Source organism: Paraburkholderia solisilvae, from assembly GCF_902859875.1.
GTDB lineage: Bacteria > Pseudomonadota > Gammaproteobacteria > Burkholderiales > Burkholderiaceae > Paraburkholderia > Paraburkholderia solisilvae.
The window spans coordinates 32081-48133 of sequence record NZ_CADIKF010000044.1 but is presented as its reverse complement, the minus strand read 5'-3'; the positions used below and the strand labels follow the sequence as shown (position 1 = coordinate 48133).

Genomic DNA, 16053 nt, shown 5'->3' with positions numbered 1-16053 from the left:
TGCAACGGTCGATACTTCGCGCGCTGCAGCAATCAGGCGAAGAGTATAGCGGAAAAACCGCCGCGGCAGCGCCGCCGGGCGGCGGGCTTGCCCGTGCGTCACTGCAGGATCAGCAGCAACTGCGCATCCGCATGCTCGCCCGGAGCACGCGCAAAACCGCTGCGCACATAGCGATGCCAGCGGCCGATGATGTAGCTGAGCAGCAGATTCGCGCGGACCGCGGGATCGTAGCCGGCAGGCAGCGGTATCGCGATGATGTCCGTTGCGAGGCCGCTGCTCAATGCGGCTGACGGCGGCGTCGGAGCGGCGTCCTTACCGTTCGCGCTGTCGTCGACGATGAGATTCGCCGCGCTCACGGCCGGCGCTTGCGCGACGGGAAGCGCGTCTGCGTCCTGCCCGTTCGCCTCCGTGACGCCGACCCGCAGACATTGCTTCAACGACGTCTCGATGCGTTCCAGTATCTGGTTCACCCGCTCAGTGAGCCGTTCATGCTCGCCGACCAGCGCCTCGCAGGTCAGCACGCGGGTCATGCCCGGGTTTTTCGCGGAGAAATTCAGCAGCGTCAGCGCGATTGCGCGCGCTTGCAGCACGCCGTTCGGCTCTTTCGTGACAATCTGGTTGATCAGGCCGAAGAGCGTTTGCTCGATAAACTCGATCAGCCCCTCGAACATCTGCGCCTTGCTCGCGAAGTGGCGGTACAGCGCGGCTTCGGAGACGCCGAGGCGCGCGGCGAGCGCCGCCGTCGTGATCTTTTCGTTTTTCGGCGCTTCGAGCATGGCCGCGAGCGTTTGCAGAATATGGACGCGGCGCTCGCCCGGCTTCAGGCGGGTCGCGCGGACGCTGCCGCCGTTCGGGTCGGCGGCGCTGCCCAGCGCGCCGGGTTGGTCCGGCTGGTCTTCGGTTACGGCCTCGTCATGCTTGCGGATCGGCTGCATGTCTGTCGTCCCTTCAGTCGCGCCGAGCGGTTGCCCAGTCGTAGCGATTTTAACGAACGAATGCGCCGGTCGACATAATGCGGGCGGCCGGTGCCCGGCAATCGCGCCAATACGCCGTCCTCGCGCGCTTTGCGCGGCAGGTGGCCGACGATCCACACCGTGCGCAACCCGAGCCGCTTGTAGCTTTTCAGATGCCCGCGCGTGTCTTCGACGAGGATCGCATCGGCAAGATGCACGTGCGCGTCGCGCATCGCCTTGCGCAGCATCGCCGGGTCGGGCTTCGCGCGCCAGCCGCGGCGGTCGCGCATATGCTCGACCGCGATCACGCGCTCGAACAGCCGGTCGATGCGCAGTTCCGCGAGCACCGCGTGCGCGTAGGCCTGCGGGCCGTTCGTCAGCACGATCTTGCGGCCCGGCAGCGCGGCGAGCAGGCGGGCGAGGCCGCGCTCGCTGCGCAGCATCGTGCGCAAATCCGCAAACGTGTGGACGACTTTCAGAAAGTCGTGAGGATCGACCGGATGGTGGCGCGTGAGGCCGAGCAGCGTCGCGCCGTAGCGTTGCGTATACCCGACGCGCAACCGGTCCGCTTCTTCGTGTTCGACTTGCAGCGCGTCGATGATGTATTGCGTCATCGCGGTGTTGATGGCGGGGAAGATCGCGTGCGATGCGCGGTGCAGTGTGTTGTCGAGATCGAACAGCCAGACGGGGCTGCCGGCCTCGACCCGCGGACGGCGTCTCGGGTGGGCGTGGCGCATGGTTTTATTTGGCATGCCGGGCGGCCGGCGCCGGCCGGGCGCGGTGGGCGTGCGGTTCGTGCTGCCGGTGTGCGGCGCAGGCGAACGCGCGAACACCGCGCAATGGGACGAAGTCCACAGTATGCCCTTTATTGTGCGCGTTGCGGCACGGTGCGGCGTGTCGAGGCTGGGCTGATGCGGCAACGCCGACCATGCAGACGCGCGTTGAGAACAGGCGATGGGCAGAGGCGATCCGCCGAACGACGCCGGCGGATCAGATCGAATGTGGGGAACGCGAGAGGCGGAACGTGAAGGGCGGAAGGTGGAAGCGCGGCGGGACAGAAGCGTCGCACGACAGAAGCGCGCTGCCCGAACGCGTGCGGCCTGCTACGGCGGCATCGTGCATCGCACGCCGCCGGGCCCACGGTTCAATGCGAGCGGATCATCGTGCCGAACGGCTGCTCGGTCAGAATTTCGAGCAGCACCGAATGCTCGATCCGCCCATCGATGATGTGCACCGAGCGCACGCCGCTCTTCGCCGCGTCGAGCGCCGACGAGATTTTCGGCAGCATGCCGCCCGAAATGGTGCCGTCCGCGAACAGCGCGTCGATTTCGCGCGCGGAGAGGTCGGTGAGCAGCGTGCCTTCCTTGTCCATCACGCCGGGGATATTCGTCATCATCACGAGCTTCTCGGCGTTGAGCACGACCGCGAGCTTGCCCGCGACGAGGTCCGCGTTGATGTTGTACGACAGGCCGTCTTCGCCGAAGCCGATCGGCGAGATGACCGGAATGAACGCGTCGTCCTGCAGCGCCTTCACGACCGCCGGATTGATCGCTTCCACTTCGCCGACCTGACCGATGTCGATGTACTGCCCCGGATTGTCCCGATCCGGCATCATCAGCTTGCGCGCGTGGATGAGGCCGCCGTCCTTGCCGGTGAGGCCCACCGCATGGCCGCCGAAATGGTTGATCAGCGTGACGATGTCCTGCTGCACCTCGCCGCCGAGCACCCATTCGACGACTTCCATCGTTTCTTCGTCGGTGACGCGCATGCCCTGGATAAAGGTGCCCTGCTTGCCGATTTTCTTCAGTGCCTGGTCGATCTGCGGGCCGCCGCCGTGCACGATGACCGGGTTGATGCCGACCAGCTTCAACAGAATGACGTCGCGCGCGAAGCCCTGCTTCAGACGCTCTTCGGTCATCGCGTTGCCGCCGTATTTGATGACCACGGTCTTGCCGTGATACTGGCGGATATACGGCAATGCTTCGGCCAGAATTTCGGCCTTCAGCGTGGGCGCGATCTGGGACAGGTCGGACAGCTCGGACATGGCGGCGGCTCGGCGGGGACAATTGAAAACAAGGGCGAATTGTACAGGACTGGCGCGCTGCAACAGCGATTTCGCCGTGCCCTGTTGCGCCGCACACAGCACGCGTTGCGCACCGCGCCATGCGGGTTTGGACGGCCCCGGCCGGTACTGCTCGCGAGCCAGACGTGGCATCATTTCCGCGTCCCCTGACCGGTTTCATCCAGCCGCTATGAGTCCGACTGCTTCCCGATCGGCCGCCGCCTCCGGCGCGCCCGAATCGCGCGACCCGAAAAGCGGTCGTTGCCCGCGCTGCGGCCGCTCGTTCGACTGCGGCAAGGCGGCCGACGCGAGCGGCTGCTGGTGCCGCGCGATGCCGCCGTTGCCCGCCGAGAGACTCAAGGCCGGCAGCCGCTGCCTGTGCCCGGAGTGCCTCGCCGAGGAAATCGCGCGCGCCCAAAACGACCCGGCGGCGGCCGCCGCCGCGGACGAATGAGGCGCCTGCCCGCGGGCGCCGCAGCCCGCCTCCGCAGCAGTCCTGCCCGGTCCGCTTTTCCTGCACCATCCCGCCGCCTGGCGCCACTGTTGCGTCAGTGACACAATGACGCGGCGCACGTTCAGGGGGCCGAACCGGCCCTTTCAGCGGTTAAACTGACACGATGCACCGCATCACGATTACCGGCCGGGTCAACCTCGGACATCTTTTCTGGCTGCGCAGCCTCGCCATCATCGGGCAGTTGCTGACCATCGCGTTCGTCCAGATCTTTGTCGGCGCCACGCTGCCGCTGCCCGCGATGCTGCTCGTCATCGGGCTCGAGGTCATTTTCAACGGCTTTACGTGGCTGCGCGTCGCGCAGCAGCGGCCGGAATCGAACCTCGAGCTGTTCGGCCAGCTGTGGGTCGATCTCGGTGCGCTGTCCGCGCTGCTGTTTCTGTCCGGCGGCACCACCAATCCGTTCGTTTCGCTTTATCTGCCGTCGCTCGCGATCGCCGCGGCCGTGCTGCCGTGGCATCTGATGGTGTGGCTCGCCGCTTTCGCGGTCGCCTGCTACGCGGTGCTCGGCTTCGAGTCGGTGCCGCTCAATCTGGACAACCCGGCGAACCTGTTCGACTACTACCGCGCCGGCATGTGGGTGAACTTCACGGTGAGCGTCGGGTTGATCGCGTGGTTCGTCGCGCGGATGTCGCACGCGTTGCGCCAGCGCGACGCGGCGCTCGGCGATGCGCAGCAGCGGCTGTTGCGCGACGAGCGCGCGGTGGCGCTCGGTGTGCAGGCGGCGACCGTCGCGCACGAGATCGGCACGCCGCTGTCGACGATCGCAATGCTCACCGAGGAACTGCGCGACGCGGCGCGCAGCGACGCGGGACTGAAACCGTATGCGGCCGATCTCGATCTGCTCGAGCAGCAGATGTCGATGTGCACGTCCGCGCTTGCGCGGCTGCGCAGCCGCGCGTCGACGCCGGGCACGCGCCAGGCGCTCGGCGAGTGGCTCGAGTCGTTTGTCCAGCAATGGCGGCTGCGCCATCCGCATGTCGAGCTCGACATGCCTGACGCGGCGCCGGCGCGCGCCGCGCTCGACGACACCGTCGCCGTCAGCCAGATTCTGACGATTCTGCTCGACAACGCCGCGCGCGCGAGCCGCGATCAGGTGACGCTGAAGGCGTCGCTGGTCGATAAGGACAGCACGATCGAGTTCGAGGTCTGCGACGCCGGGCCTGGCATTCCCGCGTCGCTGCGCGGCTCGCTCGGCTCGACGCCGGTCGACAGCACACAGGGCGGCCATGGCGTGGGGCTTTATCTGGCGTTTGCGGCGGCGGCGCGCCTTGGTGGCTCGATCGAGCTTACCGACGTGCGCGAAACGAAGCCGCGCGGCACGCGCGCGGTGCTGCGGCTACCGGTGGCGGCTTACGATTTATCCGGTGCGGGCGATAAGGGCTCGGCATCTAACAAGGAGAAGCAGGCATGAGCGATATGAATTTCCTCGTGATCGACGACGACGAGGTGTTCTCCGGCATCCTCGCGCGGGGGCTGACGCGGCGCGGCTATACGGTTGCCGAGGCGCACAACGCCGACGACGCGATCCATCTCGCGAACCAGCAGAAGTTCGGGCAGATCACCGTGGACCTGCATCTGGGCAAGGATTCCGGGCTCAACCTGGTCGCGCCGCTGCGCGAGCTGCAGCCGAACGCGCGGATGCTGGTGCTGACCGGCTACGCGAGCATCGCGACGGCGGTGCAGGCGGTGAAAGATGGCGCGGACAACTATCTGGCGAAGCCGGCCAATGTCGAGACGATTCTCGCGGCGCTGCAGACCGAAGCAAGCGCGGTGCAGGCGGAGGAAGCGATCGAGCATCCGGCGCCGCTGTCGGTCGCGCGGCTCGAATGGGAGCATATCCAGCGCGTGCTGGCGGAGAACGGCGGCAATATTTCGGCCACCGCGCGGGCGTTGAACATGCACCGGCGCACACTGCAGCGCAAGCTCGCGAAGCGGCCGGTGAAGCAGTAGCGGCGTTGGCGTGCGGGTCGCGCGCGGCGCCGCGGTGTGCGGTGACGCGGTGATGCGGCGCCGATCAACGAAGCCGCTGAGCGTGCCGCGGGCCGGCGCCTTTGCTCCGATGCCGTGCCGCCGGCCGGATATTCGCCGACAGCCTGTCGCTCGAGCTGTGTTCGTCGTGCTTCGCAATAAAAAACACCCCAAAAGTCGGGGTTCAACTTTTGGGGTGCAGTTCAGGCCGAAGCCGTCTGTCGCATTTTCCTGACCGGCGCGTTGCGCCGGTCCGCGCGATTTACAGCACGTAGCGAGAAAGATCTTCGTCGTCCGCGACTTCGTTCAGCGCGCGGTCGACATACGCGGCGTCGATCATCACGTTCTGCCCGGCGTGGTTGCCCGCCGCGAACGATACTTCTTCGAGCAGTTTTTCGATGACCGTATAGAGCCGCCGCGCGCCGATGTTCTCGGTCTTCTCGTTGACCGAAAACGCGATTTCGGCGAGACGCCGGATGCCGTCGTCGGCGAAATCGAGGTGCACGTCCTCCGTCTCGAGCAATGCCTGGTATTGCTTGACGAGGCTCGCGTCGGTGGCGACCAGAATCGCTTCGAAGTCCTTCACCGACAGCGAATCGAGTTCGACGCGAATCGGAAAGCGCCCCTGCAGCTCCGGAATCAGATCGCTCGGCTTGGCCAGATGAAACGCGCCGCTTGCGATAAACAGGATGTGATCGGTCTTCACCATCCCGTATTTGGTGTTGATCGTCGTGCCCTCGACGAGCGGCAGCAGGTCGCGCTGCACGCCCTGGCGCGACACCTCGCCGCCGCCGGCTTCGTTGCGTGACGCGATCTTGTCGATCTCGTCGAGAAACACGATGCCGTTCTGCTCGACGTTCTGCACCGAGCGCGTTTTGATCTCTTCGTCGTTGAGCATCTTCGACGCTTCTTCGTCGGTCAGCAGCTTCAGCGCTTCCTTCACCTTCAGTTTGCGACGCGACTTCTTGCCGCCGCCCAGATTCGCGAACATCGAACGGATCTGCTCGGTCATGTCTTCCATGCCCGGCGGGCCCATGATGTCCATGCCGGTCGCCGGCGTCTCGATGTCCAGTTCGATTTCCTTATCGTCGAGCTGGCCTTCGCGCAGGCGCTTGCGAAACGTCTGGCGCGTCGAGCCGGATTCTTCGTGATGCTCGCTCGCGCCTGAGCTGAAACCGACCGCGCGCGCGCCCGGCAGCAGGATGTCGAGAATGCGGTCTTCCGCCTGATCCTGCGCCTTTGTGCGCACCTTGCGCATTTCGCTCTCGCGCGTCTGCTTGACCGAGATTTCCATCAGATCGCGCACGATGCTGTCGACGTCGCGGCCCACGTAGCCCACCTCGGTGAACTTGGTCGCTTCGATCTTGATGAACGGCGCGTCCGCAAGTTTCGCGAGACGCCGCGCGATTTCGGTCTTGCCGACGCCGGTCGGTCCGATCATCAGGATGTTCTTCGGCGTAATTTCCTGCCGCAGTGGGTCGGCGACCTGCTGACGGCGCCAGCGATTGCGCAGCGCGACGGCGACGGCTTTTTTCGCGCGGTCCTGGCCGATGATGTGCTTGTCGAGTTCCGAGACGATCTCGGCGGGAGTCATGGTGCTCATCGTGGGTCCTTACTCGATCGTTTCGATGACGCGGTTGTGGTTCGTGTAGATGCACATGTCGCCGGCAATCTCCAGCGACTTCTCGACGATCTCGCGCGGCGACAGCGCCGTGTTGTCCGTCAGCGCTCTCGCCGCGGCCTGCGCATACGCGCCGCCGGAGCCGATCGCGCAAATGCCGCCTTCCGGGTCGAGCACGTCGCCGTTGCCGGTGATCACGAGCGTGGTCTGTGCGTCGGCGGCGATCAGCATCGCTTCGAGCCGGCGCAGCATGCGGTCGGTGCGCCAGTCCTTGGCGAGCTCGACGGCGGCGCGGGTGAGATTGCCCTGGTGCTTTTCCAGCTTCGCTTCGAAGCGATCGAGCAGCGAGAAGGCGTCGGCCGTGCCGCCGGCGAACCCGACCAGCACCTTGCCGTTGTAGATGCGCCGGACTTTCTTCGCGCCGCCTTTCATGACGATGTTGCCGAGTGTCACCTGGCCATCGCCGCCTAGTGCGACCTGGTCGCCGCGGCGCACGGAGACGATCGTCGTGCCGTGAAATTGCTCCATATGCGTTCCTTTTGCAAAACAGGTAGGACGCGGTGCCGGCGCTGCGTCACCGCGAAAATCCGTGACAGCGGACGGCGCGCGAGAGGGCATCGGGACGCGCGCGCGTGCAACGCATCGGGATTATTTTAGGGCTTGCGAGCCCATATCAAGGGCTCGTCGCGCTGAGCCGCAGGGAAACGCCGTGCGCTGTCGTGCGGGGTTTCGCCAGAAGAATTCGCGTTTTCCGGTAATTCGTGCGTGATATCGCGGGCCGGCGCCGGTGAGGCTTACCTGTCGATGGCCGGCACGTTCGCGATGAAGCGGGCTCGAGTCAGTCATGTGACGGCAGGACCAATACAGGACCACAAAACAAAAGAGGCGCACGAACCCGTGCGCCTCTCAAGGAAGCCGCCATCAGGACGCGGACCCCGCGCCGCGTCTTGCCAATGTTCAGTCGCCGAACAGCTTCTGGCGCAGCTCGCGGCGCTCCTGCGCTTCGAGCGACAGCGTCGCGGTCGGCCGCGCGATCAGACGCGGGATGCCGATCGGTTCGCCGGTTTCTTCGCACCAGCCGTACTCACCGGATTCGATCCGCCCGAGCGACTGCTGCACCTTCTTCAGGAGCTTGCGCTCGCGGTCGCGCGTGCGCAGTTCGAGCGCATGCTCTTCCTCGATCGTCGCGCGGTCGGCCGGGTCCGGCACGATCACGGTTTCGCGCAGATTCTCGGTGGTCTGGCCTGCATTGCGGAGAATCTCCGCCTGCAGCTGCTCGAGCCGGTTCTTGAAGAAAGCGAGCTGATCCTCGTTCATGTAATCCTTGTCGCTCATCTTCAGGATTTCGGCTTCAGTCAAGAGTCGTTTCGTCGTCATCTGGCTTGCTTCTTCAATGTGAGGCAAACGGTGATTTGCCCGCACTTTCGTGTTGCCCGCATAGGCGCGTCAAAGACGCTCGATTCTTGCGCCGGCGAACACGGACGGTGGGCTGTCGTGACGCCGAAGCGCCGATGCGGGGCCGAACTCCTCTGGAACCGATCTACAGATACTCCCGAGGCAATGCTTCCCTGGCAGCGCGCGTTATGAGCCGGCGTGCCTGCCGGCATATCGGCGTGTTACCCGGATCAGGTTTTCCGGCGCCGTTGCTTGCCCGGCACGGATGCGCGCTGACCGGGCGAATCATCTGCTTCTCTAGCGGGGCTGTATTGTAACTGAATCACAATAAGGCTCCGCAATCCGGGGCAATCCCTGCCACAGCCCCGGATATCGCCAAAATATAACGCGCCAACCGCTAAAAAGCGATGGTCCTACGTGCGTTAGACCGCAGGACGTTGATGCGATTCAGCCGCGTCATTGAACTTGTCTTAAATCGGTACGCGACAACCGGTGCAACCTAATGCAACTCTCAAGCAAATTTAAGCAAGGCACGCGTCCAGGCCGTCGATAATCAGGTCCTGCGGCAGTTCGATGCCGATAAAGACCATCTTGTTGGTCCTGGTCTCGGCCGGTTGCCATTTCGCGGCAAGATCGCTGCCCATCATCTGATGTACGCCCTGGAACACCACCTTGCGATCGACACCCTTCATATACAGCACGCCCTTGTAGCGCAACAGCCGCTCGCCGTAGATTTGCAGAATACCGCCAAGGAAGTCCTCGAGCTTGTTCGGATCGAACGGCCGGTCGCTGCGATACACGAACGATTTGATCTTGTCGTCGTGATGCGCGTGATGGTGGTGATGGCCGTGATCATGGCCTTCGTGATCGCAATGACCATGCTCGTGATCGCAGTTCGCATGGTCGTGATCATGGTCATGAGCGTGGTCATGGTCGTGATGCGCGTGATCGTGTTCGTCTTCGGCGAGGAAGTCGGGGTCGATCTCGAGCTTCGCGTTCAGGTTGAAGCCGCGCAGATCGAAGATTTCCTTGATGTCGGCCTCGCCGAAATTCACGACCTTGATGGCCGCTTTCGGGTTCATATGCAGCAGGCGATGCCGCAGGTCGCCTAGCGCGGCTTCGTCGACCAGATCCGACTTGGTGATGAAGAGCCGGTCTGCAAAGCCGACCTGGCGCTGCACGACCTCGTGCTCATCGAGCTGATGGTTCGCATGCTTGGCGTCGACGAGCGTGATGATCGCGTCGAGCAGATATTCGTCGGCGATGCTGTCGTCCATGAAGAAGGTCTGCGCGACCGGACCCGGGTTCGCGAGGCCGGTGGTTTCGATCACGACGCGGTCGAAATCGAGCTTGCCTGCCTGCTTCTGCGCGACGAGGTCCACCAACGCGCGCGCGAGGTCGCCGCGGATCGTGCAGCAGATGCAGCCGTTGCTCATCTGAATGATCTGCTCGTTGGACTCCTGCACGAGGATCTCATTGTCGATGTTTTCTTCGCCGAACTCGTTTTCGATCACGGCGATCTTCATGCCGTGCTTCTCGTTCAGGATGCGCTTGAGCAGCGTGGTTTTGCCGCTACCCAGAAAGCCGGTGAGGATGGTCACGGGAATCATGTTGGTCGCCATGTCGTATCGCCTGTCTGTTTATGCGAGGGTCCATCGGGTGGAATGCGGCCCGCACGTGAATCGGGGGCGGGAACCGCCGGCCGTGGCCGGTGGATCGAGCCGGATATTGAAACATATCTGCGGACCTGCTGCCGGAGGTTGACCGGGCTCATCGCGGTGGCCGGTGGCCGGTCCACTCTCAGCGCGCGCCCGGCCGGTTCTGGCTCGGAGCGGAACCCGGACCGGCATATAGCGGGCCGCGGGTCACGACCCACCGTCACGACCCGCAGCCTCGCCCGGTCGCCGTTACCAGCCTCGGGCCTGCCGCCATCGTCCGCCGCCGCCGTTCGCGTACGGGAAACACACCGAACTATGGGCGATCACGCGATTTGCAACAATAGGCCTTTCAGGTATTCGCCTTCCGGGAAGGCCGTGAGCAGCGGATGATCGACGCCGGCGCCGAGGCGCTTCAGAATCCGCGCGTCGACGCGCGCATCCGCCGCCGCGCCCGCGACGATCTTCTGGAACAGATCAGCATCGATCGCGCCTGAGCACGAGTACGTGAACAGCAGCCCGCCCGGACGCAGCAGCCGGAAGCCGCTCAGGTTGATGTCCTTGTAGGCGCGCGCCGCCCGGTCGACGTGCTCGCGCGACGGCGCGAACTTCGGCGGGTCCAGCACGATCAGGTCGAAGCGCTCGCCGTCGTCGGCGAGGCGCCGCAGCGTCTTGAACGCATCGGCGTCGAGCCACGTCGCGCGCGCGGCATCGAAGCCGTTGGCGACCACGTTTTGCTGCGCGAGCGCGAGCGCTTCGCCCGACGAATCGATCGACACGACGCGCTTCGCGCCGCCTTTGAGCGCCGCGAGCGAAAAGCCGCCGGTGTAGCAGAAGCAGTTCAGCACGTCGCGCTCGCCGGCGTACTGCTGAACCAGCGCGCGGTTGTCACGCTGGTCGACGTAGAAGCCGGTTTTGTGGCCATTGCGCACATCGACGTGGTACCGCACGCCGTTTTCGCTCGCAATCAGCGTGTCGGGCGGCGCGTCGCCGGCCAGCACGCCGGTGATCGGCTCGAGCCCTTCCTTGTCGCGGATCGACACATCCGAGCGCTCGTAGATGTTCGGGCAGCCGGTCACACCGGTCAGCGCGGCGACGATCGCATCCTTCCACGCTTCGACGCCCGCCGCCATGAACTGGCAGACCAGCTGGCCGCGCGCGGTTTCATCGTCGGCGACGTAGTAGTCGACGATCAGGCCCGGCAAGCCGTCCGCTTCGCCGAAAACCAGCCGTACCGCGCCGGTGTCGCGCACCATCGCTTGCCGGTGCGCGAGCGCGCGTTGCACGCGGCGCTTGAAGAACGCGTGATCGATCGGCTCGGTTTCATCGAAGCTCCAGGCGCGTGCGCGGATCTGCGAATGCGGGCTCCACGCGGCGCGCGCGAGAAAGCGGCCGTCGTGCGCGCGCACGAGCACGGTGGCGCCGACGCCCGGCTTGCCGTCGACCCGGTCGATCGCGTTTGCATAAACCCACGGATGGCGGCGCAACAGCGATTTTTCCTTCGACGGTTTCAGCGTGACGGTATTCATGAAAGTTGAGTATTCAGCAGAACAATGGGCCGTTGGGGCACGGCTTCAGGCGTTCAGGCCTGTTGGAAATGGTCAGAATGGCCGGCGAAAAAGCTCGTATCGTAGCCGCATTGGTGCGAAGCATGCCGTCATGCCGGCTTATGGCGACTCACGGTGGACAAGGGTCGGCGGCGCGCCGCGACACTGCGCGAGTGCGTCGCGAAGCGCAGCGCTTGCAGGGCGAAATAGGACGACGGCGCTTCCGATATCGCTCGCGGTTGCAGTCAGTTCGCGTTGTCGTCTTATGTGCTCGCCGAAATCCGCGCGCCCGTGAAGCGGCGGCACAGCGTATCAACTGGCTACGTCGCGTCGACGGTACGCTTCGCCCGCATCCGCATCCACTTTCGCGCTTGCATCTGCATCTGCATCTGCATCTGCATCGGCATCTGCATCTGCATCCGCGCCCGCCATCCGCTAGTCCCGCTTCTTCGCTCGCGGATGCGCCTGATCGTAGACCTTCGCGAGATGCTGGAAATCGAGCGACGTATAGACCTGGGTTGCCGTGATGCTCGCGTGGCCGAGCAGCTCCTGCACCGCGCGCAGATCGCCACTCGACTGCAGCACATGCGTCGCGAACGAGTGGCGCAGCACGTGCGGATGCACGTTCGCGGGAATGCCGGCCGTCAGCGCCACGCGCTTCACGCGTTCGCGCACCGCATTCGGCGACATCCGCTTGCCCCGCGCCGAAAGGAACAGCGGATGCGGGTCCAGCCGGACGAACTCGCCACGCACCGCGAGCCACGCGCGCAACGCGTCGAGCGCCTTGCTGCCGACCGGCACGACCCGCCGGCGATTGCCCTTGCCGAGCACTTCGACCTCGGCCGCGTCGAGCTTGAGCCAGCCCACTGAACGATGGCCGTCGGCATCCGCGAACTGGACATCGAGGCCGACCAGTTCCGCGAGACGCAAGCCCGATGAATAGAACAGTTCGAGCATCGCGTGATCGCGCAGCGCTTCGGCGTTTTCCGCAACCGGCGCTTCCATCAGCCGGTGCGTATCGTCGACCGACAGCGCCTTCGGCAGCGTCTTTGCCTGCTTCGGCGCGCGGACCGTCGCGACCGGATTGGCCGGCAGCGCGACGCGCCCCGCGAGCCAGCGATAGAACGCGCGCCACGCGGACAACCGATGCGCGATAGAGCGTGCGGTCAGGCCGGCCGCATGCGCGCGCACCACGGCGCCGCGAATATCGGTGGCGCTCAGGCTTTCGAGCGGGCGGCCGTTTGCCAGTTTCTTCAGCTCGTCGAGCTCATGCGTATAGCCGCGCAGCGTATGCGCGGACAGCCGCCGCTCGTGCTCGAGACCCGACAGATAGGCGGCGACCGGGTCGGCGAGCGTCACGATGCGAACATTCCGTCAGCGTGCGCGCGGCGGCGCATCGCAGGCACGTGAACGCATGGCCGGCGCACGATCAGCGCGGCAGCAGCCGGCTCAGCGCCGCGCTGGCGAGCGTGCCGATCTGCGTCAGAAAGTCGGTCGCCATGCCATCGTGAAAGCGCCGCGGATCGGGCGAACCCATCACGAGCAGCCCGAACACGTTGCCGGTTTCATCGCGTTCCGGGTCGCGCAGCGCGATCAGCGAGATCGATTCGATCGCGTCGCCGCCTGCGCCACCGCCCGCACTGCTTGCGCCACCGCTTGCGCCGTTCGCCCCGTTTGCTCCATTGCCTGCTTCGACGGCGCCCGACGCTTCACCCGACGCGGCCGTTGTCGCCAGCCACTGCGCGGCTTCGAACCCGCTGTTGGCGCCGCAATACGGGGTGGCGAGGCTGGCGGCGAAAATGCGCACTTCCTCACCGACCTGGCGCGTGAAATCCGCTTGCAGGTACGGCTCCGCGACGTCCCAGACGCGCAGCGCGGTCTGCGGCACGTCGAACACCTCACGCAAGCCGTATGAAATGGTGCGCGGCAGCGCGTACGGATCGCGCGCGGCCATCACGCGCGCGGTCCAGCGATTGAACTTGGCCGAGATGCTGTCGTTCTCGTGACCGTAGCGCAGCAGTTCGGCAAGGCGCCGCTCGAGCAGCTTGTTCTTGTCGCGCAGCATTTCCATCTGCCGTTCCTGCAGCGACACCGCGGCCTTGCCGTGCGGGTTCGCAAGACGGACCGTCGCAAGCAGTTCCGCGTGATCCGCGAAGAATTCGGGGTTAGCGAGCAGGTAGTCGGCGACTTCGCGATCGTTCATGGTTTCAGCCAAAAAGCCGCACAAGCGTTGGCGCCGCGCGGCGGTCAAATAATCAGTCGGCGAGCTCGATCTCGCCCTCGAACACCGTTGCGGCCGGCCCCGCCATCGACAGCGCCGCGTCGCCGCCGGCCCACGAGATGGTCAGCACGCCGCCGTGAGTGTGCACGGTGACCGGCGTATCCAGCAAGCCGCGCCGGATGCCGGCGGCGACCGCCGCGCACGCGCCGGTGCCGCACGCGAGCGTCTCGCCGGCGCCGCGTTCATGGACGCGCAGTCTGATCTCGTGACGCGAGACGATCTGCATGAAGCCCGCGTTGACGCGTTGCGGAAAGCGCACATGCGTTTCGATGAGCGGGCCGTCGACGCCGACCGGGAACGCTTCGACATCGTCGACCACCTGCACCGCGTGCGGATTGCCCATCGATACCACCGACACCCAGCGGATTGCGCCGCTTACGTCGAGCGGCCACAGCGTGTCGGCGCCTTCGCGGCGGCCGTCGAGGCCGCTCGCATCGAACGGCACCCGGGCAGGCTCGAATATTGGCGTGCCCATATCGACGGTGACGTCGCCGTTTTCAAGCATGGTCAACGTGAGCACGCCGTTTTGCACCTGCACGCGTACGCTGCGTTGATCGGTGAGGCCCGTGTCGCGCACGAACTTGACGAAGCAGCGCGCGCCGTTGCCGCAATGCTCGACCTCGCCGCCGTCGCAATTGAAGATGCGATAGCGGAAATCGACGCCGTCGACGGTCGGCTTTTCGACCAGCAGCAGCTGGTCCGCGCCGACGCCGAAATGACGGTTCGCGAGCGCGCGCACCTGCGCGGCGCTCAGATTGACTGGCCGCGTATAGCCGTCGAGCACGACGAAGTCGTTGCCCGCGCCGTGCATCTTGGTGAATTTCAGTTTCATGCCGCTATTGTAAGTGACCTCGGAAGTCCTGCCGTATGTCGCGTGGCGCCGCAGGCCGGCGCGCCGGCACGGCGTCCATCTGGCGCGCATGCGGCGCGTGGTCCGTTGCGGGGTTTTACGTGCGGTTTCACGTACGGCTGGGCGTGCAGCCTCGCGCATCGTTTCCCGCGCCATTTCCCGCGCCATTTCCCGCACCATTTCCCGCACCATTTCCCGGCGCAATCCGGTCTGAGATCCGGAGGATGAACGAGGGCGAACCTCGCCGAACCGCCGCTCGCCGCCGCCCGTTCAATAAAACCCCGGCTCGCCCGGCGGACGAGTCTTGAAGCGCTTGTGCACCCAGTAATACTGCTCGGGCATGCGCGGAATCTGCTCCTCGAGGAACGCGTTCATGCGGCGCGCGTCGGCCTCGTCATCGCCGCTCGGATAGTGGTCCCACGGCTTGAACACCCTCAGCCGGTAGCCTTTGTAGTTCGGCAGCACCTCGCCGATGAACGGCACCACCTGCGCGCGCCCGACCTTCGCCAGCCGGCCGACGGCGGTCAGCGTGCAGGTCGGCACGCCGAAGAACGGCACGAACGTCGAATTGCGCATGCCGTAGTCCATATCGGCGCCGAGCATCACCGGTTTGCGCTCGCGCAGCCAGCGCAGCACCACGCGCGCGCTGTCCGCGCGGCTTGCCATTTCCGCGTCGAAGCGGCCGCGCGCCGCTTTCGCGACCGCTTCGAGTTCCGGATTCGACATCGGCTGATAAAGCGAGCCGCACGGCCGCCGCAGCGAGTAATTGAGGAAAATCGAGCCCGCCTCGATACCGACGAAGTGGAAGCCGAGAAAGAGCGTCGGCGGCAAGTTCGGATCGGTCAGGTCGATTTCGCTATCGAGCTGCACCAGCTTTTCGAGCTTTTTCGCCGAACCGAACCACTGGACGCTGCGCTCCAGATAGCTGCGGATCGCATGGCGAAAATGCTTCTGCGCGATATCTTCGCGAACCTCGTCGCTCCATTCCGGAAAGCACAGCTTCAGGTTGATATGGACGATGCGCCGGCGCCGGCTCGGAATCTGGTAGAGCAGCCAGCCAAGGCCGTCGCCCAGTCGCGCAACGAACCCGTAAGGCAGCAGCGCGAACAACTTGAGCAGCCCGATGGCCAGCTTCGGCCCGAGGCGGCTCAGCATGCGATTCCTCGACGCGGACCTGCGAAGGAGCGCGCGCGGCGCGGCTGGACGG

15 protein-coding genes are annotated in these 16053 nt (G+C 65.3%); 3 read left to right on the top strand and 12 right to left on the bottom strand.

Features of this window, described 5'->3' with window-relative positions:
• Nucleotides 1–98 precede the first annotated feature (98 nt).
• The 3 genes from slmA to argB all read right to left on the bottom strand — a co-directional run bounded on the left by slmA (nucleotide 99) and on the right by argB (nucleotide 2997).
• Nucleotides 99–935: a nucleoid occlusion factor SlmA gene (gene slmA, locus HV675_RS23710; RefSeq protein WP_175113747.1), complete on the bottom strand. Its 837-nt coding sequence runs from the start codon at nucleotides 933–935 to the stop codon at nucleotides 99–101.
• Complete coding sequence (locus tag HV675_RS23705) at nucleotides 902–1690, bottom strand: pyrimidine 5'-nucleotidase (RefSeq protein WP_175113779.1); 789 nt, start codon at nucleotides 1688–1690, stop codon at nucleotides 902–904. Before HV675_RS23705 ends, slmA begins: the two co-directional genes overlap by 34 nt.
• A gap of 407 nt (nucleotides 1691–2097) precedes the next feature.
• Nucleotides 2098–2997 carry an acetylglutamate kinase gene (gene argB, locus HV675_RS23700; RefSeq protein ID WP_075155482.1) on the bottom strand — a complete coding sequence of 300 codons (900 nt, stop codon included), beginning with the start codon at nucleotides 2995–2997 and terminating at the stop codon, nucleotides 2098–2100.
• A gap of 208 nt (nucleotides 2998–3205) precedes the next feature.
• Here argB and HV675_RS23695 point away from each other — a divergent pair, with 208 nt between their 5' ends.
• From HV675_RS23695 to HV675_RS23685, 3 genes are all read left to right on the top strand, one after another.
• Complete coding sequence (locus tag HV675_RS23695) at nucleotides 3206–3469, top strand: cysteine-rich CWC family protein (protein ID WP_175113746.1); 264 nt, start codon at nucleotides 3206–3208, stop codon at nucleotides 3467–3469.
• Between the two features lie 163 nt (nucleotides 3470–3632).
• Nucleotides 3633–4940 carry an ATP-binding protein gene (locus tag HV675_RS23690; protein ID WP_175113744.1) on the top strand — a complete coding sequence of 436 codons (1308 nt, stop codon included), beginning with the start codon at nucleotides 3633–3635 and terminating at the stop codon, nucleotides 4938–4940.
• The gene (locus HV675_RS23685) at nucleotides 4937–5479 is read left to right on the top strand and encodes a response regulator transcription factor (RefSeq protein WP_175113742.1); all 543 of its coding nucleotides are present in this window, start codon (nucleotides 4937–4939) and stop codon (nucleotides 5477–5479) included. The genes HV675_RS23690 and HV675_RS23685 overlap by 4 nt, the downstream gene beginning before the upstream one ends.
• A gap of 280 nt (nucleotides 5480–5759) precedes the next feature.
• Here the strand turns inward: HV675_RS23685 and hslU are convergent, their stop codons facing one another.
• The 9 genes from hslU to HV675_RS23640 all read right to left on the bottom strand — a co-directional run bounded on the left by hslU (nucleotide 5760) and on the right by HV675_RS23640 (nucleotide 16001).
• Nucleotides 5760–7100 carry an ATP-dependent protease ATPase subunit HslU gene (gene hslU / locus HV675_RS23680; RefSeq protein ID WP_175113741.1) on the bottom strand — a complete coding sequence of 447 codons (1341 nt, stop codon included), beginning with the start codon at nucleotides 7098–7100 and terminating at the stop codon, nucleotides 5760–5762.
• A 9-nt stretch (nucleotides 7101–7109) separates the two neighbouring features.
• Nucleotides 7110–7646 (bottom strand): ATP-dependent protease subunit HslV, encoded by a 537-nt coding sequence (gene hslV, locus HV675_RS23675; RefSeq protein ID WP_175113740.1) that lies wholly within the window; start codon nucleotides 7644–7646, stop codon nucleotides 7110–7112.
• Between the two features lie 429 nt (nucleotides 7647–8075).
• The gene (gene dksA, locus HV675_RS23670; protein WP_175113738.1) at nucleotides 8076–8495 is read right to left on the bottom strand and encodes an RNA polymerase-binding protein DksA; all 420 of its coding nucleotides are present in this window, start codon (nucleotides 8493–8495) and stop codon (nucleotides 8076–8078) included.
• Nucleotides 8496–9034: 539 nt separating this feature from the next.
• Nucleotides 9035–10123 (bottom strand): CobW family GTP-binding protein, encoded by a 1089-nt coding sequence (locus HV675_RS23665; RefSeq protein ID WP_175113777.1) that lies wholly within the window; start codon nucleotides 10121–10123, stop codon nucleotides 9035–9037.
• 371 nt (nucleotides 10124–10494) lie between these two features.
• Nucleotides 10495–11697, bottom strand: coding sequence for a class I SAM-dependent rRNA methyltransferase (locus tag HV675_RS23660; protein ID WP_175113736.1), 1203 nt, complete (start codon nucleotides 11695–11697; stop codon nucleotides 10495–10497).
• A gap of 453 nt (nucleotides 11698–12150) precedes the next feature.
• Nucleotides 12151–13074: a tyrosine recombinase XerC gene (xerC, locus tag HV675_RS23655; RefSeq protein ID WP_175113734.1), complete on the bottom strand. Its 924-nt coding sequence runs from the start codon at nucleotides 13072–13074 to the stop codon at nucleotides 12151–12153.
• A 70-nt stretch (nucleotides 13075–13144) separates the two neighbouring features.
• Nucleotides 13145–13918 carry a DUF484 family protein gene (locus tag HV675_RS23650; RefSeq protein ID WP_175113733.1) on the bottom strand — a complete coding sequence of 258 codons (774 nt, stop codon included), beginning with the start codon at nucleotides 13916–13918 and terminating at the stop codon, nucleotides 13145–13147.
• 52 nt (nucleotides 13919–13970) lie between these two features.
• Nucleotides 13971–14828, bottom strand: coding sequence for a diaminopimelate epimerase (gene dapF, locus HV675_RS23645; protein ID WP_175113731.1), 858 nt, complete (start codon nucleotides 14826–14828; stop codon nucleotides 13971–13973).
• A 288-nt stretch (nucleotides 14829–15116) separates the two neighbouring features.
• Nucleotides 15117–16001, bottom strand: a complete 885-nt coding sequence (locus HV675_RS23640; protein WP_175113729.1) for a lipid A biosynthesis lauroyl acyltransferase — start codon at nucleotides 15999–16001, stop codon at nucleotides 15117–15119.
• Nucleotides 16002–16053: the final 52 nt, after the last annotated feature.

What these genes read in the sequence shown, in the direction of transcription:
- HV675_RS23705 (WP_175113779.1), bottom strand. Translation starts at nt 1,690, where the DNA reads ATGCGCCACGCCCACCCGAGACGCCGTCCGCGGGTCGAGGCCGGCAGC.
- HV675_RS23690 (WP_175113744.1), top strand. Translation starts at nt 3,633, where the DNA reads ATGCACCGCATCACGATTACCGGCCGGGTCAACCTCGGACATCTTTTC.
- HV675_RS23695 (WP_175113746.1), top strand. Translation starts at nt 3,206, where the DNA reads ATGAGTCCGACTGCTTCCCGATCGGCCGCCGCCTCCGGCGCGCCCGAA.
- argB (WP_075155482.1), bottom strand. Translation starts at nt 2,997, where the DNA reads ATGTCCGAGCTGTCCGACCTGTCCCAGATCGCGCCCACGCTGAAGGCC.
- dapF (WP_175113731.1), bottom strand. Translation starts at nt 14,828, where the DNA reads ATGAAACTGAAATTCACCAAGATGCACGGCGCGGGCAACGACTTCGTC.
- dksA (WP_175113738.1), bottom strand. Translation starts at nt 8,495, where the DNA reads ATGACGACGAAACGACTCTTGACTGAAGCCGAAATCCTGAAGATGAGC.
- slmA (WP_175113747.1), bottom strand. Translation starts at nt 935, where the DNA reads ATGCAGCCGATCCGCAAGCATGACGAGGCCGTAACCGAAGACCAGCCG.
- hslU (WP_175113741.1), bottom strand. Translation starts at nt 7,100, where the DNA reads ATGAGCACCATGACTCCCGCCGAGATCGTCTCGGAACTCGACAAGCAC.
- HV675_RS23665 (WP_175113777.1), bottom strand. Translation starts at nt 10,123, where the DNA reads ATGATTCCCGTGACCATCCTCACCGGCTTTCTGGGTAGCGGCAAAACC.
- HV675_RS23650 (WP_175113733.1), bottom strand. Translation starts at nt 13,918, where the DNA reads ATGAACGATCGCGAAGTCGCCGACTACCTGCTCGCTAACCCCGAATTC.
- HV675_RS23685 (WP_175113742.1), top strand. Translation starts at nt 4,937, where the DNA reads ATGAGCGATATGAATTTCCTCGTGATCGACGACGACGAGGTGTTCTCC.
- HV675_RS23640 (WP_175113729.1), bottom strand. Translation starts at nt 16,001, where the DNA reads ATGCTGAGCCGCCTCGGGCCGAAGCTGGCCATCGGGCTGCTCAAGTTG.
- HV675_RS23660 (WP_175113736.1), bottom strand. Translation starts at nt 11,697, where the DNA reads ATGAATACCGTCACGCTGAAACCGTCGAAGGAAAAATCGCTGTTGCGC.
- hslV (WP_175113740.1), bottom strand. Translation starts at nt 7,646, where the DNA reads ATGGAGCAATTTCACGGCACGACGATCGTCTCCGTGCGCCGCGGCGAC.